Raw genomic sequence first — 13,808 nt, 5'->3', positions numbered from 1 at the left:
GCGACTCTGCACGCTACGGCCTTCCCGGGCCCGCGTCCATGTCTTGTACTACCTGCGACAACAAGCTGACGTTCTGCGGTGTGACAGAAAACGCATCGGTGGCGCTGTTATGAGTACGGGGCCGTAACGCGGCTCCGACGGACGGCGACCGGGGCCTCTCCTGTGGGGGGTGGCGGCCCCGGTCGTCCTCCCCTTGCCGGCTGCGAAATCCACGCGCACGCGGGCGAACAGATCCGGTCACCTCGCCCGTCCGCCCGGCTCCCCGCCCGCCCAGTCCCCGCCCACTCAGCTCTGCGCCCTGCTCAGCTTCCCGCCCGCGCGCGGCGCGAGACCACCGCGCGCAGCACCCGCTGCCCCTCGGTCGACAGGTCCAGGGCCCGGCGCACCCCGGCGGCCCCCGACGTCTCGGCGAGGATCTCCAGGATCGCGATCTGGCGCCGCAGTTCACCGGCGGCCAGCGGGCCGATCCCGTCCGTACTCTCCGTGCCGTCCGCCGCGTCCGTCACCGCGCCGCTGTCCTCGCGGCAGCGCGCGAGCCGTTCCGCCGCGGCGGCGGGTCCGTCCTCGGCCACGGCGTCGAGCTGCTGGTGGATCTCCAGCGCGACGACGGAGCAGGTGTCCGCCCAGGCCCGCAGCGGGCCGGCCGCCCACTCCGAGGGGGCGGCGCCGAGCATGGTCCGTACGAGCGCGGTGGTGACGTCGGGGGCCGGGCCGCCGACGGCGTCCAGGGCGTCCCGGGACGCCGACAGCCGCGCCGGCCAGTCCTCTTCGCCGCCCACGACGCCCGCCCACAGCGGTCGCAGGACCTCGGTCTCCTCGGCGAGCAGCGGCAGGCACCGGTCGAGGCAGGCGAGCCCGCTCGCGGCGAGGCCACGCTCATCCGCTTGTTCGATCAGCTTCACCAGGCTCATTCACGTCTCCCGTCACGGACGCAGTACTGCCCCCTTGCCCCCTACTGCGTCGAACGGCTGAAATACGTCACTCGTAGATCGTCCGGAGCGCGCCCTCGGCTCGCTCAACGGAGCTATATGCCGGGCTTTTCCGCTTCACCCGGGATTCCGAGCCCGTCGAGAAGTCGGAAAAATAACTCCTCGGCGAAAGATTCCGGCCGCCGCAGACGCAGCACTTCGAGGAGCGTCCCGGGCTCCACGGCGGCGCTCACCGCACTGCCCGCCTCGGTGGCCCAGGCGACGGCCCGTCGCGTCGCGTCCTCCGCCGGCAGGAAGAGCTCTTCGAGCACCATGTCGTTCGCGGCGAGATGGCGGGCCATCGGCTCCCGCGCCAGACAGGCGTACCAGGAACCGCTCTCGGGAGCCGCCGCCTCCACCACCACGCACTCGCTGTCCATGACGAAGCCGAAGAGCACCGGCGACCCCATGGCCCTGGCCAGCGTGCCCATGTCACCGATGTCGGGCTCGCTCGGATGCCGCCACACCTGCCAGCCGTCCGAACGTTGCTGATGGAGCGTCAGATCGCGGCGTACGGCCGCCAGCGCCGGCTGTTCCGCGAGCGGACGCTCGCTCCTGCCCACGACGAAATAGCCCCAGAAACCCATAACCCGCTCCCCCCCGTACCCACGCATATATGGGCTACAGCCTCACTCGGCCCGTAACCCCCGGACCTCGGGCGGCACAGATCCACCACAAGGCCGCTCCTTCTTGTCCACAACACGCGACGCGGCAGGCGCCGCACTTCCGCGCCTGCCGCGTCCGGCGCACATCTCCACCGGTCACCCGGCGCTGGTCACCTTCGCGGCCAGCGACTGGAACTCGCTCCAACTCAGGGTCGGTTTGGCCGGGTTCCACACCTTCTGGGACGTCGCCGCCAGCGGCAGCCTGATCCCGTTCGCCACCTGGTCCTGGGTCTGCGCGTTCGGGAAGTCGCCCCAGACCGCGAACAGACCGCCCTGGATCTGCTTCGAGAAGCGGTCGGGCACCGGCGTCGTCCCGCGCAGGACCAGCGGGGTCCACTGCTCGTAGATCCGCTTCCCGGTCGGGTAGATGAAGTTGTTCGGCTGGCCGAGCACGTAGTAGAGGAACTCGTCGTTGAAGTTCACAACCTTGCGCCCCTCGTTCAGATACTCCACCGGAGGCCGGGCCCCGATCTCCCTGCCCGTCCAGTACTGGACCTCCAGGTCCGGATCGGCCTTCACGACACCGCCCCTGAACAGGCCGTCGTTCCAGACCTTGAACTTCTTCTTGTACGGGGCGAGCGCCGCGGCCCGGTCGTTCGTCCAGGCGGTCGTCAGATCCTGGAGCGTGGCGTTCGGTCCGTACTTCTGGACGGCGAGCTTCGCCAGCTTCGGGTACGACGCCTCGGGGTTGGGCACCACCAGCGCCTGGTACTCGTCGGCGCCGAGGTTCCAGTACGGCCCGTGGAACAGCTGGGCGAACTCACGGTCCAGCTCGTCCACGAGCTTCGCCGCCGCGGGCTGCGAGATGTCGATCGCGCCCTTCGTGGCCACCCCGTTCACATTGCGCAGCTGGAGCGAGGGGTGGGCGCGCAGTACCGCTCCCAGGTGTCCCGGGGAGTCGATCTCCGGTACGACGGTGATGTGCAGCTGGTCGCCGAGCTCAAGGATCTTCTTGACGTCGGCCTTGGAGAGATGCTGCGCGGAGACGATCTCCGGGTGGGTGGTGGACTCGATGCGGAAGCCCTGGTCGTCGGAGAAGTGCAGACCCAGCATGTTGAGCTTGAGGTCGGCCATCTCGCGCATCCGGGCCTCGATCCAGCCCGGCGAGTAGTACTTGCGGGCGATGTCGAGGTTCAGCCCGCGCTGCGGACGGTCGGGGCTGTCCTGTACGACGCCCTCCGGCATCACGCCGTCGGCGCGTATGGACTGCTTGAGCGTGCGGGTGCCGTAGAAGACCCCGGCCTCGCCGGGTCCGGTGATCCGCACCCGGCCGTCGCTCGTCGTGAGCGTGTACGACTCGGCGGAGCCGCTGCCGCTCTTCAGCGCCAGCTCGACATCGCCGGGCTTGGGCGCGACCGCGCCCCGGTAGCCGATCTTCAGCTCCTTGGCGATCAGCTTGCCCTCGTCGGCAAGGGCCTCACTGCCCTTGGCTATGACGACCCCGCTGCTCGGGGCGGGTTTCCAGCCGGGACCGCGGGCCGCCTCGTGCTTCCGTACGGAGGGTATGCCGCGCGGCGCGGTCGAGAGCGGATACGACCGTGTGGGTGACGGCGAGGTCGTGGGGCTGGTGGCGGAACGATCCGCCTGGCCGGAGGTGGACGCGCCCTGCGACCGCGCGTCACCCGGTGAACCGGAACCTGTGCCCGTGGAGCCACATGCCGACATCGAGACGGCGGCGGCCAGCGCGACGACCGCTCCGGCGGCCCGGGCACCCTTTGATGGCGACATCACTCGTAAACCTCCTGTGTGCGGCTATCCAGCGAACGTGCGACACGATTACGGCGAAGATCGCACGACGGCGTCCATCTCGCGCGTCGAAACTCTCCCATCCGGGTGAAAATCGCGCATCCGTCGGACGTACTCCGCGCGGCGTCGATAACGTTTACGACGCAATTGCCCCTCCGTGCTCAACCACACCGCGCGTGATCACGTCTGTCCATACGCCCGTCGTTCCGTACGCCGGCCGTCGCCTGTCGTTCCGTACGCCTGCCGCTTCGTCTCGTCCGCCCAGCGCGTCCCTCACGCACTGCGCATGTCGGATCACTTCTGTCACACCGCAGCTGTCCCGCCGCGTTCGAGGAGCCCACACTGTCCCGCGCGTCCCACACCAGCCGTACGACCGGCCCCGCCGATGTCCGCACGAACGACCTCACAAGCCACCTCACGAGCCACATCACGGACGGACTCACGGACGGCCTCCGCAGTTTCAACGCCCTCCCGCCGGGCATCGCCGAGGCCGCGCTGCTCGCCTGCTGCGGCAGCCGCCGCTGGGCGCAGCGGATGGCCGCGCACCGCCCGTACCACGATGCCGACTCGCTGCTCGCGGGCTCCGACGAGGCGAGCTACGACCTCTCCCACGCCGACCTCGCCGAGGCGCTCGCCGCCGAATCGTCCTCCGGGCCGCCGCACAGCGCGCCCGCCGCGGCCAGGACCGCGCTGCGCGCCGCGCACGCCGCGTACGAGAGCAGCTTCGGTCACGCCTTCGTGATCAGCCTCGACGGGTACCGCCCGGAGGAGTATCTCGACCACGTGCTGGCCGGTATCCGTACCCGGCTCTCCCACGACCCGGACCACGAGAGGTCCGTCTCCGCCGACGAGCTGCGCCGACTCGCCCGGGGCCGGCTGGCCCGCCTGCTCGCTTCCGGCCTCGCCGCGGGAGCAGCCGGACCTGCCACGGAAGCGGCCGGAGCCGACGCGGTCACCGCCGGAGCCGACGCGGGCTCGGCCGGACCCACCGCGTTCGCGGCCGACTGCATAGCCGGGCCGCCGGGACCACGGCGGGAACCACAACCGGAAGCGGGCATTCAGGCTGACCCGATAGCCCGTCCGTGGCTGTTTGATTGCCTGTTTGATCACACCTATGGGCCCCCGGGCGAACGAACCGACAAGTCGTCGCTACGATGGCCGGGGCCGGTGGACCGTACCCGGCCGGGCGCGACCGACACCACTGTGCTTGATTGAGTAGAAGATGGCGGCCGGCCCCGATCCCCGCTCCCGGAGGGCTTTTCCGTGCCGGCTGGAACGCTGTACCGCGGCCGGGAAGGAATGTGGTCGTGGGTGGCTCATCGAGTCACCGGCGTGCTCATCTTCTTCTTCCTGTTCGTTCACGTGCTGGACACCGCTCTCGTCCGTGTCTCACCCGAGGCATACGACGACACCGTCGCGATCTACAAGACGCCGGTGGTAGCGCTGCTCGAGTACGGCCTTGTGGCCGCCATCCTCTTCCACGCGCTCAACGGCCTGCGCGTCATCGCCGTGGACTTCTGGTCCAAGGGCCCGCGCTACCAGAAGCAGATGCTGTGGTCCGCCGTGGGCATCTGGTTCATCCTGATGGTCGGCGCCCTCTACCCCGTGCTCGGCCACGCCGTGCGCGAAGTCTTCGGGAGCTGAGAGTCCGCCGATGTCTTCCAACAACACAGTTACTGAGACCTCTTCCGCGATCGGTGCCGTCGAGGGCGAGAGCCTGTACGACGTCGATCACCCGGCGCCCGTCATCGAGGCGCCGCGCCAGCGGACCAACAAGACCCCGAAGGCGACCCGCGGCAACTTCGAGATGGCCGCGTGGCTCTTCATGCGGCTGTCCGGCGTCGTGCTGGTCGTGCTCGTCATCGGTCACCTGCTGATCCAGCTGGTGCTGGACGGCGGCGTGTCCAAGATCGGCTTCGCCTTCGTGGCCGGCCGCTGGGCCTCCCCGTTCTGGCAGGTCTGGGACCTGCTGATGCTGTGGCTGGCGATGCTTCACGGGGCGAACGGCCTCCGTACGATCATCAACGACTACGCGGAGCGCGCCAACACGCGCCTGTGGCTCAAGGGCCTGCTGTACACCGCCACGGTGTTCACCATCCTTCTGGGCTCGCTGGTGATCTTCACCTTCGACCCGAACATCCGCTAAAGCCGGGGCTGACGAGACAATGAAGATCCATAAGTACGACACCGTCATCGTCGGCGCCGGTGGCGCCGGTATGCGCGCGGCCATCGAGTCGACCAAGCGCAGCCGTACCGCCGTGCTGACGAAGCTGTACCCGACCCGGTCCCACACGGGCGCCGCGCAGGGCGGCATGGCCGCCGCGCTCGCCAACGTGGAGGAGGACAACTGGGAGTGGCACACCTTCGACACGATCAAGGGCGGCGACTACCTGGTCGACCAGGACGCCGCCGAGATCCTGGCGAAGGAGGCCATCGACGCCGTCCTCGACCTGGAGAAGATGGGCCTGCCGTTCAACCGGACCCCGGACGGCACCATCGACCAGCGCCGCTTCGGCGGTCACTCCCGTAACCACGGCGAGGCACCGGTCCGCCGGTCCTGCTACGCCGCGGACCGTACGGGCCACATGATCCTCCAGACGCTCTACCAGAACTGCGTCAAGGAGGGCGTGGAGTTCTTCAACGAGTTCTACGTCCTGGACCAGCTGCTGACCGAGGTCGACGGGGTCAAGAAGTCCGCGGGCGTCGTCGCGTACGAGCTGGCCACCGGCGAGATCCATGTCTTCCAGGCGAAGGCGGTCATCTACGCGTCCGGCGGCACCGGCAAGTTCTTCAAGGTGACCTCCAACGCGCACACCCTGACCGGTGACGGCCAGGCCGCCTGCTACCGGCGCGGACTGCCGCTGGAGGACATGGAGTTCTTCCAGTTCCACCCGACGGGCATCTGGCGCATGGGCATCCTGCTCACGGAGGGCGCCCGCGGTGAGGGCGGCATCCTGCGCAACAAGGACGGCGAGCGCTTCATGGAGAAGTACGCGCCCGTCATGAAGGACCTCGCCTCGCGCGATGTCGTCTCGCGCTCCATCTACACGGAGATCCGCGAGGGCCGTGGCTGCGGTCCCGAGGGCGACCACGTCTATCTGGACCTGACGCACCTGCCGCCGGAGCAGCTGGACGCCAAGCTGCCCGACATCACCGAGTTCGCGCGTACGTACCTGGGCATCGAGCCGTACACGGACCCGATCCCGATCCAGCCGACCGCGCACTATGCCATGGGCGGCATCCCCACCAACGTCCAGGGTGAGGTCCTCGCGGACAACACGACGGTCGTTCCCGGTCTGTACGCGGCGGGCGAGGTGGCGTGCGTCTCGGTGCACGGCGCCAACCGCCTGGGTACCAACTCGCTGCTGGACATCAACGTCTTCGGGCGCCGGTCGGGCATCGCCGCCGCCGAGTACGCGGCGAAGAACGACTACGTCGAGCTTCCCGAGGACCCGGCGTCGCTGGTCGAGGCCCAGGTCGAGCGGCTGCGGAACTCGACGGGCAAGGAGCGGGTCGCCACGCTGCGTCTGGAGCTCCAGGAGTGCATGGACGCCAATGTGATGGTGTTCCGCACCGAGCAGACGATCAAGACGGCGGTCGCCAAGATCGCCGAGCTGCGCGAGCGCTACCTGAACGTGTCCGTCCAGGACAAGGGCAAGCGGTTCAACACGGACCTGCTGGAGGCCATCGAGCTGGGCAACCTGCTCGACCTCGCCGAGGTGATGGCGACCTCGGCCCTGGCGCGCAAGGAATCGCGCGGCGGCCACTACCGCGAGGACTACCCGAACCGCGACGACGTCAACTTCATGCGCCACACCATGGCGTACCGCGAGGTGGGCGACGACGGCACCGAGTCGATCAGGCTCGACTACAAGCCGGTCGTCCAGACCCGCTACCAGCCGATGGAGCGTAAGTACTGATGGCTACCCCGACCATGGACAAGCTGGAGGCCATGGAGGCGGACTCCGCCTCCTCACACCTCATCGCGGTCACGTTCCGGATCCGCCGCTTCAACCCGGAGGTCTCCGCCGAGGCCGAGTGGGAGGACTTCCGGATCGACATCGATCCGAAGGAGCGCGTACTCGACGCCCTCCACAAGATCAAGTGGGACGTCGACGGCACGCTCACCTTCCGGCGCTCCTGCGCGCACGGCATCTGCGGCTCCGACGCGATGCGGATCAACGGCCGTAACCGGCTGGCGTGCAAGACGCTGATCAAGGACATCGTGTCGTTCGACAAGAGCGGCGCCGTCAGCAAGCCGGTCACGATCGAGGCCATAAAGGGGCTCACGGTCCTCAAGGACCTGATCGTGGACATGGAGCCGTTCTTCCAGGCGTACCGCGATGTGATGCCCTTCCTCGTCACCAGCGGCAACGAGCCGACGCGCGAGCGGCTCCAGTCCGCCGAGGACCGCGAGCGCTTCGACGACACCACCAAGTGCATCCTGTGCGCGGCGTGCACGTCGTCCTGCCCGGTCTTCTGGAACGACGGGCAGTACTTCGGCCCCGCCGCGATCGTGAACGCGCACCGCTTCATCTTCGACTCGCGTGACGAGGCCGGGGAGCAGCGGCTTGAGATCCTCAACGACAAGGACGGCGTGTGGCGTTGCCGCACGACGTTCAACTGCACGGACGCCTGCCCGCGCGGTATCGAGGTCACGAAGGCGATCCAGGAAGTCAAGCGGGCGCTGATCACGCGGCGCTTCTGAGGGGTTGGGTCTGAGGACTGAGGTCTGAGCACTGCGCTCGGAAGGGCTCGTTTCTGTGGGTACGACATACAGAAGCGGGCCCTTCCTGTGTCAGGATCGACCCTGTCGACAGGGGCCCGTCTGGTACGACAGGCCCAACTGGCATGACTGGTACGACTGGTACGACCGGCCCAGGGGAACGGGGAGACGAAGAGATGACTGAGCCCAATCCGTACGCGGACGGCGAGTACAAGTGGGGGCCGACGCCGGGCACCCCGCCGGGTGTCCCGGAGTACGACTTCCCCACCCCGACGCTCGCCGACGGAGCACCGGGCGCCACGGCCGGCTACGGGTACCCCGGCGCCGCCCCCGCCCCGGGCTACGGCCATCCGCAGTCGGGCGCCCCGCACCCGGCCCCGATGGGTGCCGCCGGAACGCCGCTGGTCTCGATCGGTGACATCACGGTCGTGGGCGACTCGATCATCACCCCGTCGGGCACGCTGCCGCTGAGGGGCGCGGTCTGGAACGCGACGGACATGTCGCGCACGGAGGAGAAGATCCCGACGCACGCCATCATCCTGGCCATCGTCTTCTTCCTCTTCTGTCTGCTGGGGCTGCTCTTCCTCCTGATGAAGGAGAAGACGACGACGGGCTTCATCCAGGTCACGGTCACCAGCGGCGGCAAGCACCACTCGACGATGATCCCGGCCAACCACGCGGGCACGTTCCAGATGGTCATGGGCCAGATCGGCTACGCGCGCTCGCTCAGCGCGATGTGATGCGGCTGGGCGGGGAGGGGTCCCCGGGGTGGGGCGGCCCGGAGAGCGTCCCGCTGTGACTCTTGGTCCCGGACATGCCCCTTGAGCTGGGGATTGGTGCGATCCAACGCCTTTTTCCGGAACCGAAGTTGCTGAGACAGAACCCGGACACTCACAGGATCATTTGAGGATCGACTCGGCCCTAGTGTCATCGGTGTCAGCAGGAAACACCGCAACCGACAGCCGCTGGAGATCACGATGCGTTCCCGTCTCGCCGCCCGTTCCACCCGTCTCGCCCTGGCCGTCGCGGCCGTGACGGCCCTCGCCGCCACCACCACCGCCTGTGGCCCCGAAGACAACGGCGCCGCAGACGCCGCGGCCTCCGCGTCCACCGCCGCCTCCGCCGGCAGCGGCGGCGGGAGCGACAAGTCCTCCAGCGACAGCGCCTCCACCGGCGGCTCCGACTCCAGCGGCTCCAACTCCAGCTCCAACGGCTCCACGGACAAGACCGGCTCCGGCGACGGCGACAAGAGCGGCTACGGGCAGTCCTGCGGCACCAACGACCTGGACTTCACGGTCACCTCGGAGACCCAGGCCGGCGGCTACTACCTCGTCACCGCCAAGGCGAAGTCCGGCATCACCTGCTACCTGGACGTCAACACCCCCAGCGTGTCCTTCGGCTCCAACGCCGAGGGCGTCGCCTCCCCCGTCGGACAGGGCGGCGAAGACCCCATCAAGCTCACGGGCTCCGCCGTCGCCTACACCGGCATCAGCCCGAAGACCACCAACAGCGACTCGGGCATAGAGTTCGAGAACGTCATCATCGCCACCACCGAGGACGACCCCAACCCCGCCGAGCTCAAGCTCCCCGACACGGCCACCGTCGACAAGCCCATCGTCACCAACTGGTCCACCAACTCCTCCGAGACCGTCCCGGTCATCGTCTGACGAGTTCACGCCGAGGAGTAACCGGGGTGACCCGGATAGTTGGGAGACGGGCGGGGGCCGCCCCTCAGGCTTCAGTTTCGCGGCTCCGGGCCGGGCGTCAAGGGCGCTCCTCCGTCGCGTCGGCTACGCCGATTCCGCTGCGCTCCACCCCTGACCCCCAACCCTCCACCGCAAGTGCGGCTTTGAGGGGGGCGGCCCGGGGGGGAGGGGTCCCCGGGGGGCTGGGTTCATGGAGCGGGCCCGTTCCCGGCCTGCGGCCCGGTGGGTGGGTGCGCGGCGGTGGAGTGGGGCGGCCCGGCACCGGCTCAGCGGCTTGCCCCCGTGAGGAGCCGGGATTCATGCCCCGCTGGTGAGGATCCGTAGTCGGGTACTCCTGTAGCCCAAGGAGAACCGGTCCTCCAATATGCCCCCTATGCCCCGATTTGGATGGGCATTCCGAGGCTCCTCAGGCCGGTGATGCGTCCCCCGACCAGATAACCGGGCAGCAGGGCACATCACCACCTCCCACCGACCCAGAGGCCGCCCCACCAGTCACACCCACCCCACCACCCACACACCCCCACCAGCGGGGCATGAATCCCAGCCACCCACGGGGGTCAGACGCCGAGCCGGTGCCGCACCACCCCACTCAACTCCCGCGCACCCACCCACCGGCCCGAGGTCGGCAAAGGACCGTCCCCATGCACGGATCCCCTCCGGGGACCCCTCCCCCCGGGCCGCCCCCCTCAAAGCAGCACTTGCGGTGGAGGGTTGGGGGTCAAGGGTGGAGCGCAGCGCAATCGGCGCAGCCGACGCGACGAAGGAGCGCCCTTGACGCCCAACCCGCAACCGCGAAACTCAAAGCTCAGAGGCGGCCCCCACCCGCCATGATGGATTCCGGGTAACCCCGACTACCCCTCGGTCCTCACCCCCACCCAAAAACGAACCGCCACCAGCGGGGCATGAATCCCAGCCACCCACGGGGGTCAGACGCCGAGCCGGTGCCGCACCACCCCACTCAACTCCCGCGCTCACCGCGTGCGCTTCTCCTCCGGCGGTGGTTGGCCGAAGATCCTCTCGAACAGGACGGCCTCATCCGGTTCCTGGAACGCCCGGAGCAGCGCACGGTGGAGCCGCCGATACGCGAGGCGTTGCCTCCGACGCTCCACCAGCCACGCGAAGACGTCGAGCCAACGACGCGGGCCTCGCCTCACCGCCCACCGCCCCCGCCGACAGACGGCGCCGCCGGCGGCGGCTCGTAGTCCGGGCACATCGGATTGCCGCACTCGCACGGCGGCCACTTGAGCGCCGACGCCGGGGCCAGGTCCGCGCCTTCCGCACCGGGGACCCCCTTCCGTACAACGAGAACGCCATCCGTTCCGTACGTGGCGATCAGCAACGACAGACGCCGCCGCGCCTCACTCCCCGTCATGCGCCCAACCGCCTGAGCCCGCGCTCCACATGCTCCATCAGTGCGGGCGTCGGCTCGACGAAGTCCCGCGGCACCCACCCAGGCACCAACCGCCAGAAGCCCCCCGCCTCAACCGTCGCGGCCAACCCGTCCGGGTCGTCCGACCTCGTATCGGTGGCTTGTTCGGTCATGAGAGATATACCTTCCGTTATCGCGCGCTTGCTTTGTGTGTTCAAGCTTCGGCGCCGCCGAGCACACCCAACAGGTAGGCAGCTTGGACTCCGGAAGGTGTCCAATGATCATTCGGGGGTTTGAGTGACTGTCGAAAACGAGACCGCGGAATCAACCGACCCGGCCGTGTCACCGCTCGCTCACTTCGGGGCCGAGGTGCGGCTGGAGCGTGAGCGACTGGACATCTCACGCGCGGAGTTGGGTAAGGCGGCGTGCTGTAGTTACTCGCTCGTGGCGAAGATCGAAGCCGGGAGGCGCGTGCCGCCGCTGGACTTCGCCGAAGCGTGTGACCGAATGTTCCCGCACTCCAACGGGCGCTTCGCGCGGCTCTGGCCGCTTGCCCTGCGGTGGGCCTTCCCACCGTGGTTCCGTAGATATGTCGAGTTGGAGTGGACGGCTACCGCGATCTCGATGTTCCACCCTCAACTGGTGCCTGGGCTCGTGCAAACCGAGGAATACGCACGGGCTGTACTACGCACCGGACGACCCAGCAATCTTGAGGACCTGGTAACTGCCCGAATGGAGCGGCAGCGCGTCCTCGCGCGCGAGGTGCCGACCAGGCTGTGGATCATTCTGGACGAGGGCGTTCTTCGGCGCCCCATCGGCGGGAAGCACGTCATGAGAGAGCAGCTCAAACAGCTGCGGACTCTGGCGGAGACACCGCGCCATGTCATCCAGATCATCCCCAAGACCATCGCGGCGTACCCCGGATCAGGTTCTCCGTTCGGGCTCCTGTCCTTCAGCGAAGGCTCAGACGTGGTGCATGTCGACGGCTTCCCAAAGGGCTACGTTCTGGCCGATCCAGACGATGTGGCCGCGGCTTGCGATGCCTATGATCTGCTTAAGGCAACAGCTCTGCCGCCAGACGAGTCGGCCTCTGAGATCGGCTCCATTTTGAAGGAATGCTATTCATGACCGAGCCGATCCGCGTGCCGGAACAGGCATGGCGCAAGTCCAGCTATAGCGGCAGCAACGGCGGCGAGTGCATCCAGGTGGCCGACGGCAACGCCCACGCCGTCCCCATCCGGGACTCCAAGAACCCCACCGGCCCCATCCTCATCGCCTCCAACGCGTCCTGGACCACCTTCCTCACCTTCGCCAAAACCGCCGCCGTCTAGCCGGAACCGGGACCGGGACCGGGACTGGATCGGACCCGGATCGGAACCGGACCGGACCGGACAAGGCAGTCAACAACCGCCGGACCAGCTCCCCTCAGCCCGTCCGGCGGCCATTGAGCACTGCGTCGGCTCACGCCCGTACGCGCTTCACCGACACCACGTCGTAGTCCGTCTCCGGCGCCGGTTCCGTCACGTCGAAGCGGGCGTTCGGGAGATAGACGCGGTCCCCGTAGACCGCCGCGGTCGTCGGGACCCGGAAGTTCGCGGGGTCCGTGATCCGGGTGATCGCCGTGCCCTTCGTGCCCGCGTCGTCGATCCTCAGCACATCGATGGCGTTCTGCCGCTGCTGCACGGCGTAGAGAATGCGGCCGAGGAGGAGCAGGCCGTCGCCGTTCGGCAGGCGGGTCGGGCCGAGGTCCACGGCGCGTGCCACTCCCGTGCGGGGGTCGACCCGCATCAGGCCGCCGCCGTTGGCGAAGCTGTTGACCACCAGCAGCGCCCGGCCGTCCGGTGTCGTGGTGATCCCGTTGGCGGTGATGGCCGTCCCCTGGACCCAGTCGCCGGACAGCGGCACGGTCACGATCCGGTCCCCCGGCTCACCGCGTCGGCCGAGCGGGAGTTTGTAGAGCTGGGGCTCGAACGAGTCGGTGAACCAGGCGGCGTCGGGCGTCAGGATCACATCGTTGACCATCGTGGCGTCCGTGCCCACGGTGAAGGTACGGGTGATCCCGCCCGTACGGAGATCCGCGATCCGGATCTCGCCGCTCACGCCGCCGCACAGGAACAGCCGGCCCCAGGCGTCGGTCTTGAGCCCGATGACGGGATGCTCCGGGCCCAGCCCCTGGACGACGACTCGGCCCCTGCCGGTCGCGAGGCTCGCCCGGTACACGTCGCCGCGCGCGATCGAACCGATGTAGGCGTACGGCTCCGACCCGATCGCGATCCCCTCCGGCCGGAAGCCGTCGGGCAGGGGAAAGCCGGCGGGCCAGCGCCTACCGGTGGATTCCATGGCGGCTGCCGTGCCGCCCAGCGGCGCCAGGAGCGCCGCGCCGCCGATCGCGGCGGCCGCTCCGAACAAACTCCGGCGTGCGAAGGAATGTCCCATGACGAGCGTCCTTCCGAGGAATGGGATGCGTCTCTCGCACCCCATCACACGCTCCGGCCCCACAGGCGCTTTGGCCGGAACACACCCACCAGCAAGGCCGGTTACGGACGTCGACCACAGGACGCCGACCGGGGCGGCCCTGCGCTCCCACGTTCCGACGGCCCGGCGCTCCCGCAGCCCGCCGGCCCAGCA

Annotated in this window: 13 protein-coding genes; 9 read left to right on the top strand and 4 right to left on the bottom strand. The window is 68.7% G+C overall.

The genetic code is table 11. The annotated features are described in order from the left end of the window. Nucleotides 1-302: 302 nt before the first annotated feature. The 3 genes from ACFRKB_RS08470 to ACFRKB_RS08460 form a co-directional block, all read right to left on the bottom strand. On the bottom strand, nucleotides 303-911 hold the full coding sequence (locus ACFRKB_RS08470) for a hypothetical protein (RefSeq protein ID WP_383104335.1): 609 nt from the start codon (nucleotides 909-911) through the stop codon (nucleotides 303-305). A 113-nt stretch (nucleotides 912-1,024) separates the two neighbouring features. After that, nucleotides 1,025-1,555: a hypothetical protein gene (locus ACFRKB_RS08465; protein ID WP_383104334.1), complete on the bottom strand. Its 531-nt coding sequence runs from the start codon at nucleotides 1,553-1,555 to the stop codon at nucleotides 1,025-1,027. Nucleotides 1,556-1,729: 174 nt separating this feature from the next. Further along, on the bottom strand, nucleotides 1,730-3,361 hold the full coding sequence (locus ACFRKB_RS08460; protein ID WP_383104332.1) for a beta-N-acetylhexosaminidase: 1,632 nt from the start codon (nucleotides 3,359-3,361) through the stop codon (nucleotides 1,730-1,732). 204 nt (nucleotides 3,362-3,565) lie between these two features. Here ACFRKB_RS08460 and ACFRKB_RS08455 point away from each other — a divergent pair, with 204 nt between their 5' ends. From ACFRKB_RS08455 to ACFRKB_RS08415, 9 genes are all read left to right on the top strand, one after another. Continuing rightward, complete coding sequence (locus tag ACFRKB_RS08455; RefSeq protein ID WP_383104503.1) at nucleotides 3,566-4,594, top strand: 2-oxo-4-hydroxy-4-carboxy-5-ureidoimidazoline decarboxylase; 1,029 nt, start codon at nucleotides 3,566-3,568, stop codon at nucleotides 4,592-4,594. A gap of 48 nt (nucleotides 4,595-4,642) precedes the next feature. Beyond that, entirely contained in the window at nucleotides 4,643-5,023 is a 381-nt protein-coding gene (sdhC, locus tag ACFRKB_RS08450) for a succinate dehydrogenase, cytochrome b556 subunit (RefSeq protein ID WP_078490635.1), read from the top strand. Nucleotides 5,024-5,033: 10 nt separating this feature from the next. Beyond that, nucleotides 5,034-5,525: a succinate dehydrogenase hydrophobic membrane anchor subunit gene (locus ACFRKB_RS08445; RefSeq protein WP_383104330.1), complete on the top strand. Its 492-nt coding sequence runs from the start codon at nucleotides 5,034-5,036 to the stop codon at nucleotides 5,523-5,525. 19 nt (nucleotides 5,526-5,544) lie between these two features. Next, the gene (gene sdhA / locus ACFRKB_RS08440) at nucleotides 5,545-7,299 is read left to right on the top strand and encodes a succinate dehydrogenase flavoprotein subunit (RefSeq protein ID WP_376582131.1); all 1,755 of its coding nucleotides are present in this window, start codon (nucleotides 5,545-5,547) and stop codon (nucleotides 7,297-7,299) included. Next, on the top strand, nucleotides 7,299-8,087 hold the full coding sequence (locus ACFRKB_RS08435; protein ID WP_365972263.1) for a succinate dehydrogenase iron-sulfur subunit: 789 nt from the start codon (nucleotides 7,299-7,301) through the stop codon (nucleotides 8,085-8,087). The genes sdhA and ACFRKB_RS08435 overlap by 1 nt, the downstream gene beginning before the upstream one ends. A 194-nt stretch (nucleotides 8,088-8,281) precedes the next feature. Further along, nucleotides 8,282-8,845, top strand: coding sequence for a hypothetical protein (locus ACFRKB_RS08430; protein ID WP_383104327.1), 564 nt, complete (start codon nucleotides 8,282-8,284; stop codon nucleotides 8,843-8,845). A 237-nt stretch (nucleotides 8,846-9,082) separates the two neighbouring features. Continuing rightward, complete coding sequence (locus tag ACFRKB_RS08425; protein ID WP_383104325.1) at nucleotides 9,083-9,772, top strand: DUF4232 domain-containing protein; 690 nt, start codon at nucleotides 9,083-9,085, stop codon at nucleotides 9,770-9,772. 1,705 nt (nucleotides 9,773-11,477) lie between these two features. Next, a complete protein-coding gene (locus ACFRKB_RS08420) occupies nucleotides 11,478-12,308 on the top strand; it encodes a helix-turn-helix domain-containing protein (RefSeq protein WP_383104323.1) in 831 nt (276 codons plus the stop codon). Further along, entirely contained in the window at nucleotides 12,305-12,511 is a 207-nt protein-coding gene (locus ACFRKB_RS08415; protein WP_383104322.1) for a DUF397 domain-containing protein, read from the top strand. Before ACFRKB_RS08420 ends, ACFRKB_RS08415 begins: the two co-directional genes overlap by 4 nt. Nucleotides 12,512-12,641: 130 nt before the next feature. Here the strand turns inward: ACFRKB_RS08415 and ACFRKB_RS08410 are convergent, their stop codons facing one another. Continuing rightward, nucleotides 12,642-13,616 carry an SMP-30/gluconolactonase/LRE family protein gene (locus ACFRKB_RS08410; protein ID WP_383104320.1) on the bottom strand — a complete coding sequence of 325 codons (975 nt, stop codon included), beginning with the start codon at nucleotides 13,614-13,616 and terminating at the stop codon, nucleotides 12,642-12,644. Nucleotides 13,617-13,808 lie beyond the last annotated feature (192 nt).

Origin of the sequence: Streptomyces scopuliridis (assembly GCF_042790125.1) — a bacterium.
In the GTDB taxonomy this organism is placed as follows: Bacteria; Actinomycetota; Actinomycetes; order Streptomycetales; family Streptomycetaceae; genus Streptomyces; species Streptomyces scopuliridis_A.
Note: the sequence above shows the minus strand (reverse complement) of the source record. Positions and strands in the feature narration are given on the sequence as shown.

Excerpts from the sequence above, each read along its gene's own strand:
- ACFRKB_RS08470 (WP_383104335.1), bottom strand. The coding sequence starts at position 911 with ATGAGCCTGGTGAAGCTGATCGAACAAGCGGATGAGCGTGGCCTCGCC.
- ACFRKB_RS08465 (WP_383104334.1), bottom strand. The coding sequence starts at position 1,555 with ATGGGTTTCTGGGGCTATTTCGTCGTGGGCAGGAGCGAGCGTCCGCTC.
- ACFRKB_RS08460 (WP_383104332.1), bottom strand. The coding sequence starts at position 3,361 with ATGTCGCCATCAAAGGGTGCCCGGGCCGCCGGAGCGGTCGTCGCGCTG.
- ACFRKB_RS08445 (WP_383104330.1), top strand. The coding sequence starts at position 5,034 with ATGTCTTCCAACAACACAGTTACTGAGACCTCTTCCGCGATCGGTGCC.
- sdhA (WP_376582131.1), top strand. The coding sequence starts at position 5,545 with ATGAAGATCCATAAGTACGACACCGTCATCGTCGGCGCCGGTGGCGCC.
- ACFRKB_RS08435 (WP_365972263.1), top strand. The coding sequence starts at position 7,299 with ATGGCTACCCCGACCATGGACAAGCTGGAGGCCATGGAGGCGGACTCC.
- ACFRKB_RS08430 (WP_383104327.1), top strand. The coding sequence starts at position 8,282 with ATGACTGAGCCCAATCCGTACGCGGACGGCGAGTACAAGTGGGGGCCG.
- ACFRKB_RS08425 (WP_383104325.1), top strand. The coding sequence starts at position 9,083 with ATGCGTTCCCGTCTCGCCGCCCGTTCCACCCGTCTCGCCCTGGCCGTC.
- ACFRKB_RS08415 (WP_383104322.1), top strand. The coding sequence starts at position 12,305 with ATGACCGAGCCGATCCGCGTGCCGGAACAGGCATGGCGCAAGTCCAGC.
- ACFRKB_RS08410 (WP_383104320.1), bottom strand. The coding sequence starts at position 13,616 with ATGGGACATTCCTTCGCACGCCGGAGTTTGTTCGGAGCGGCCGCCGCG.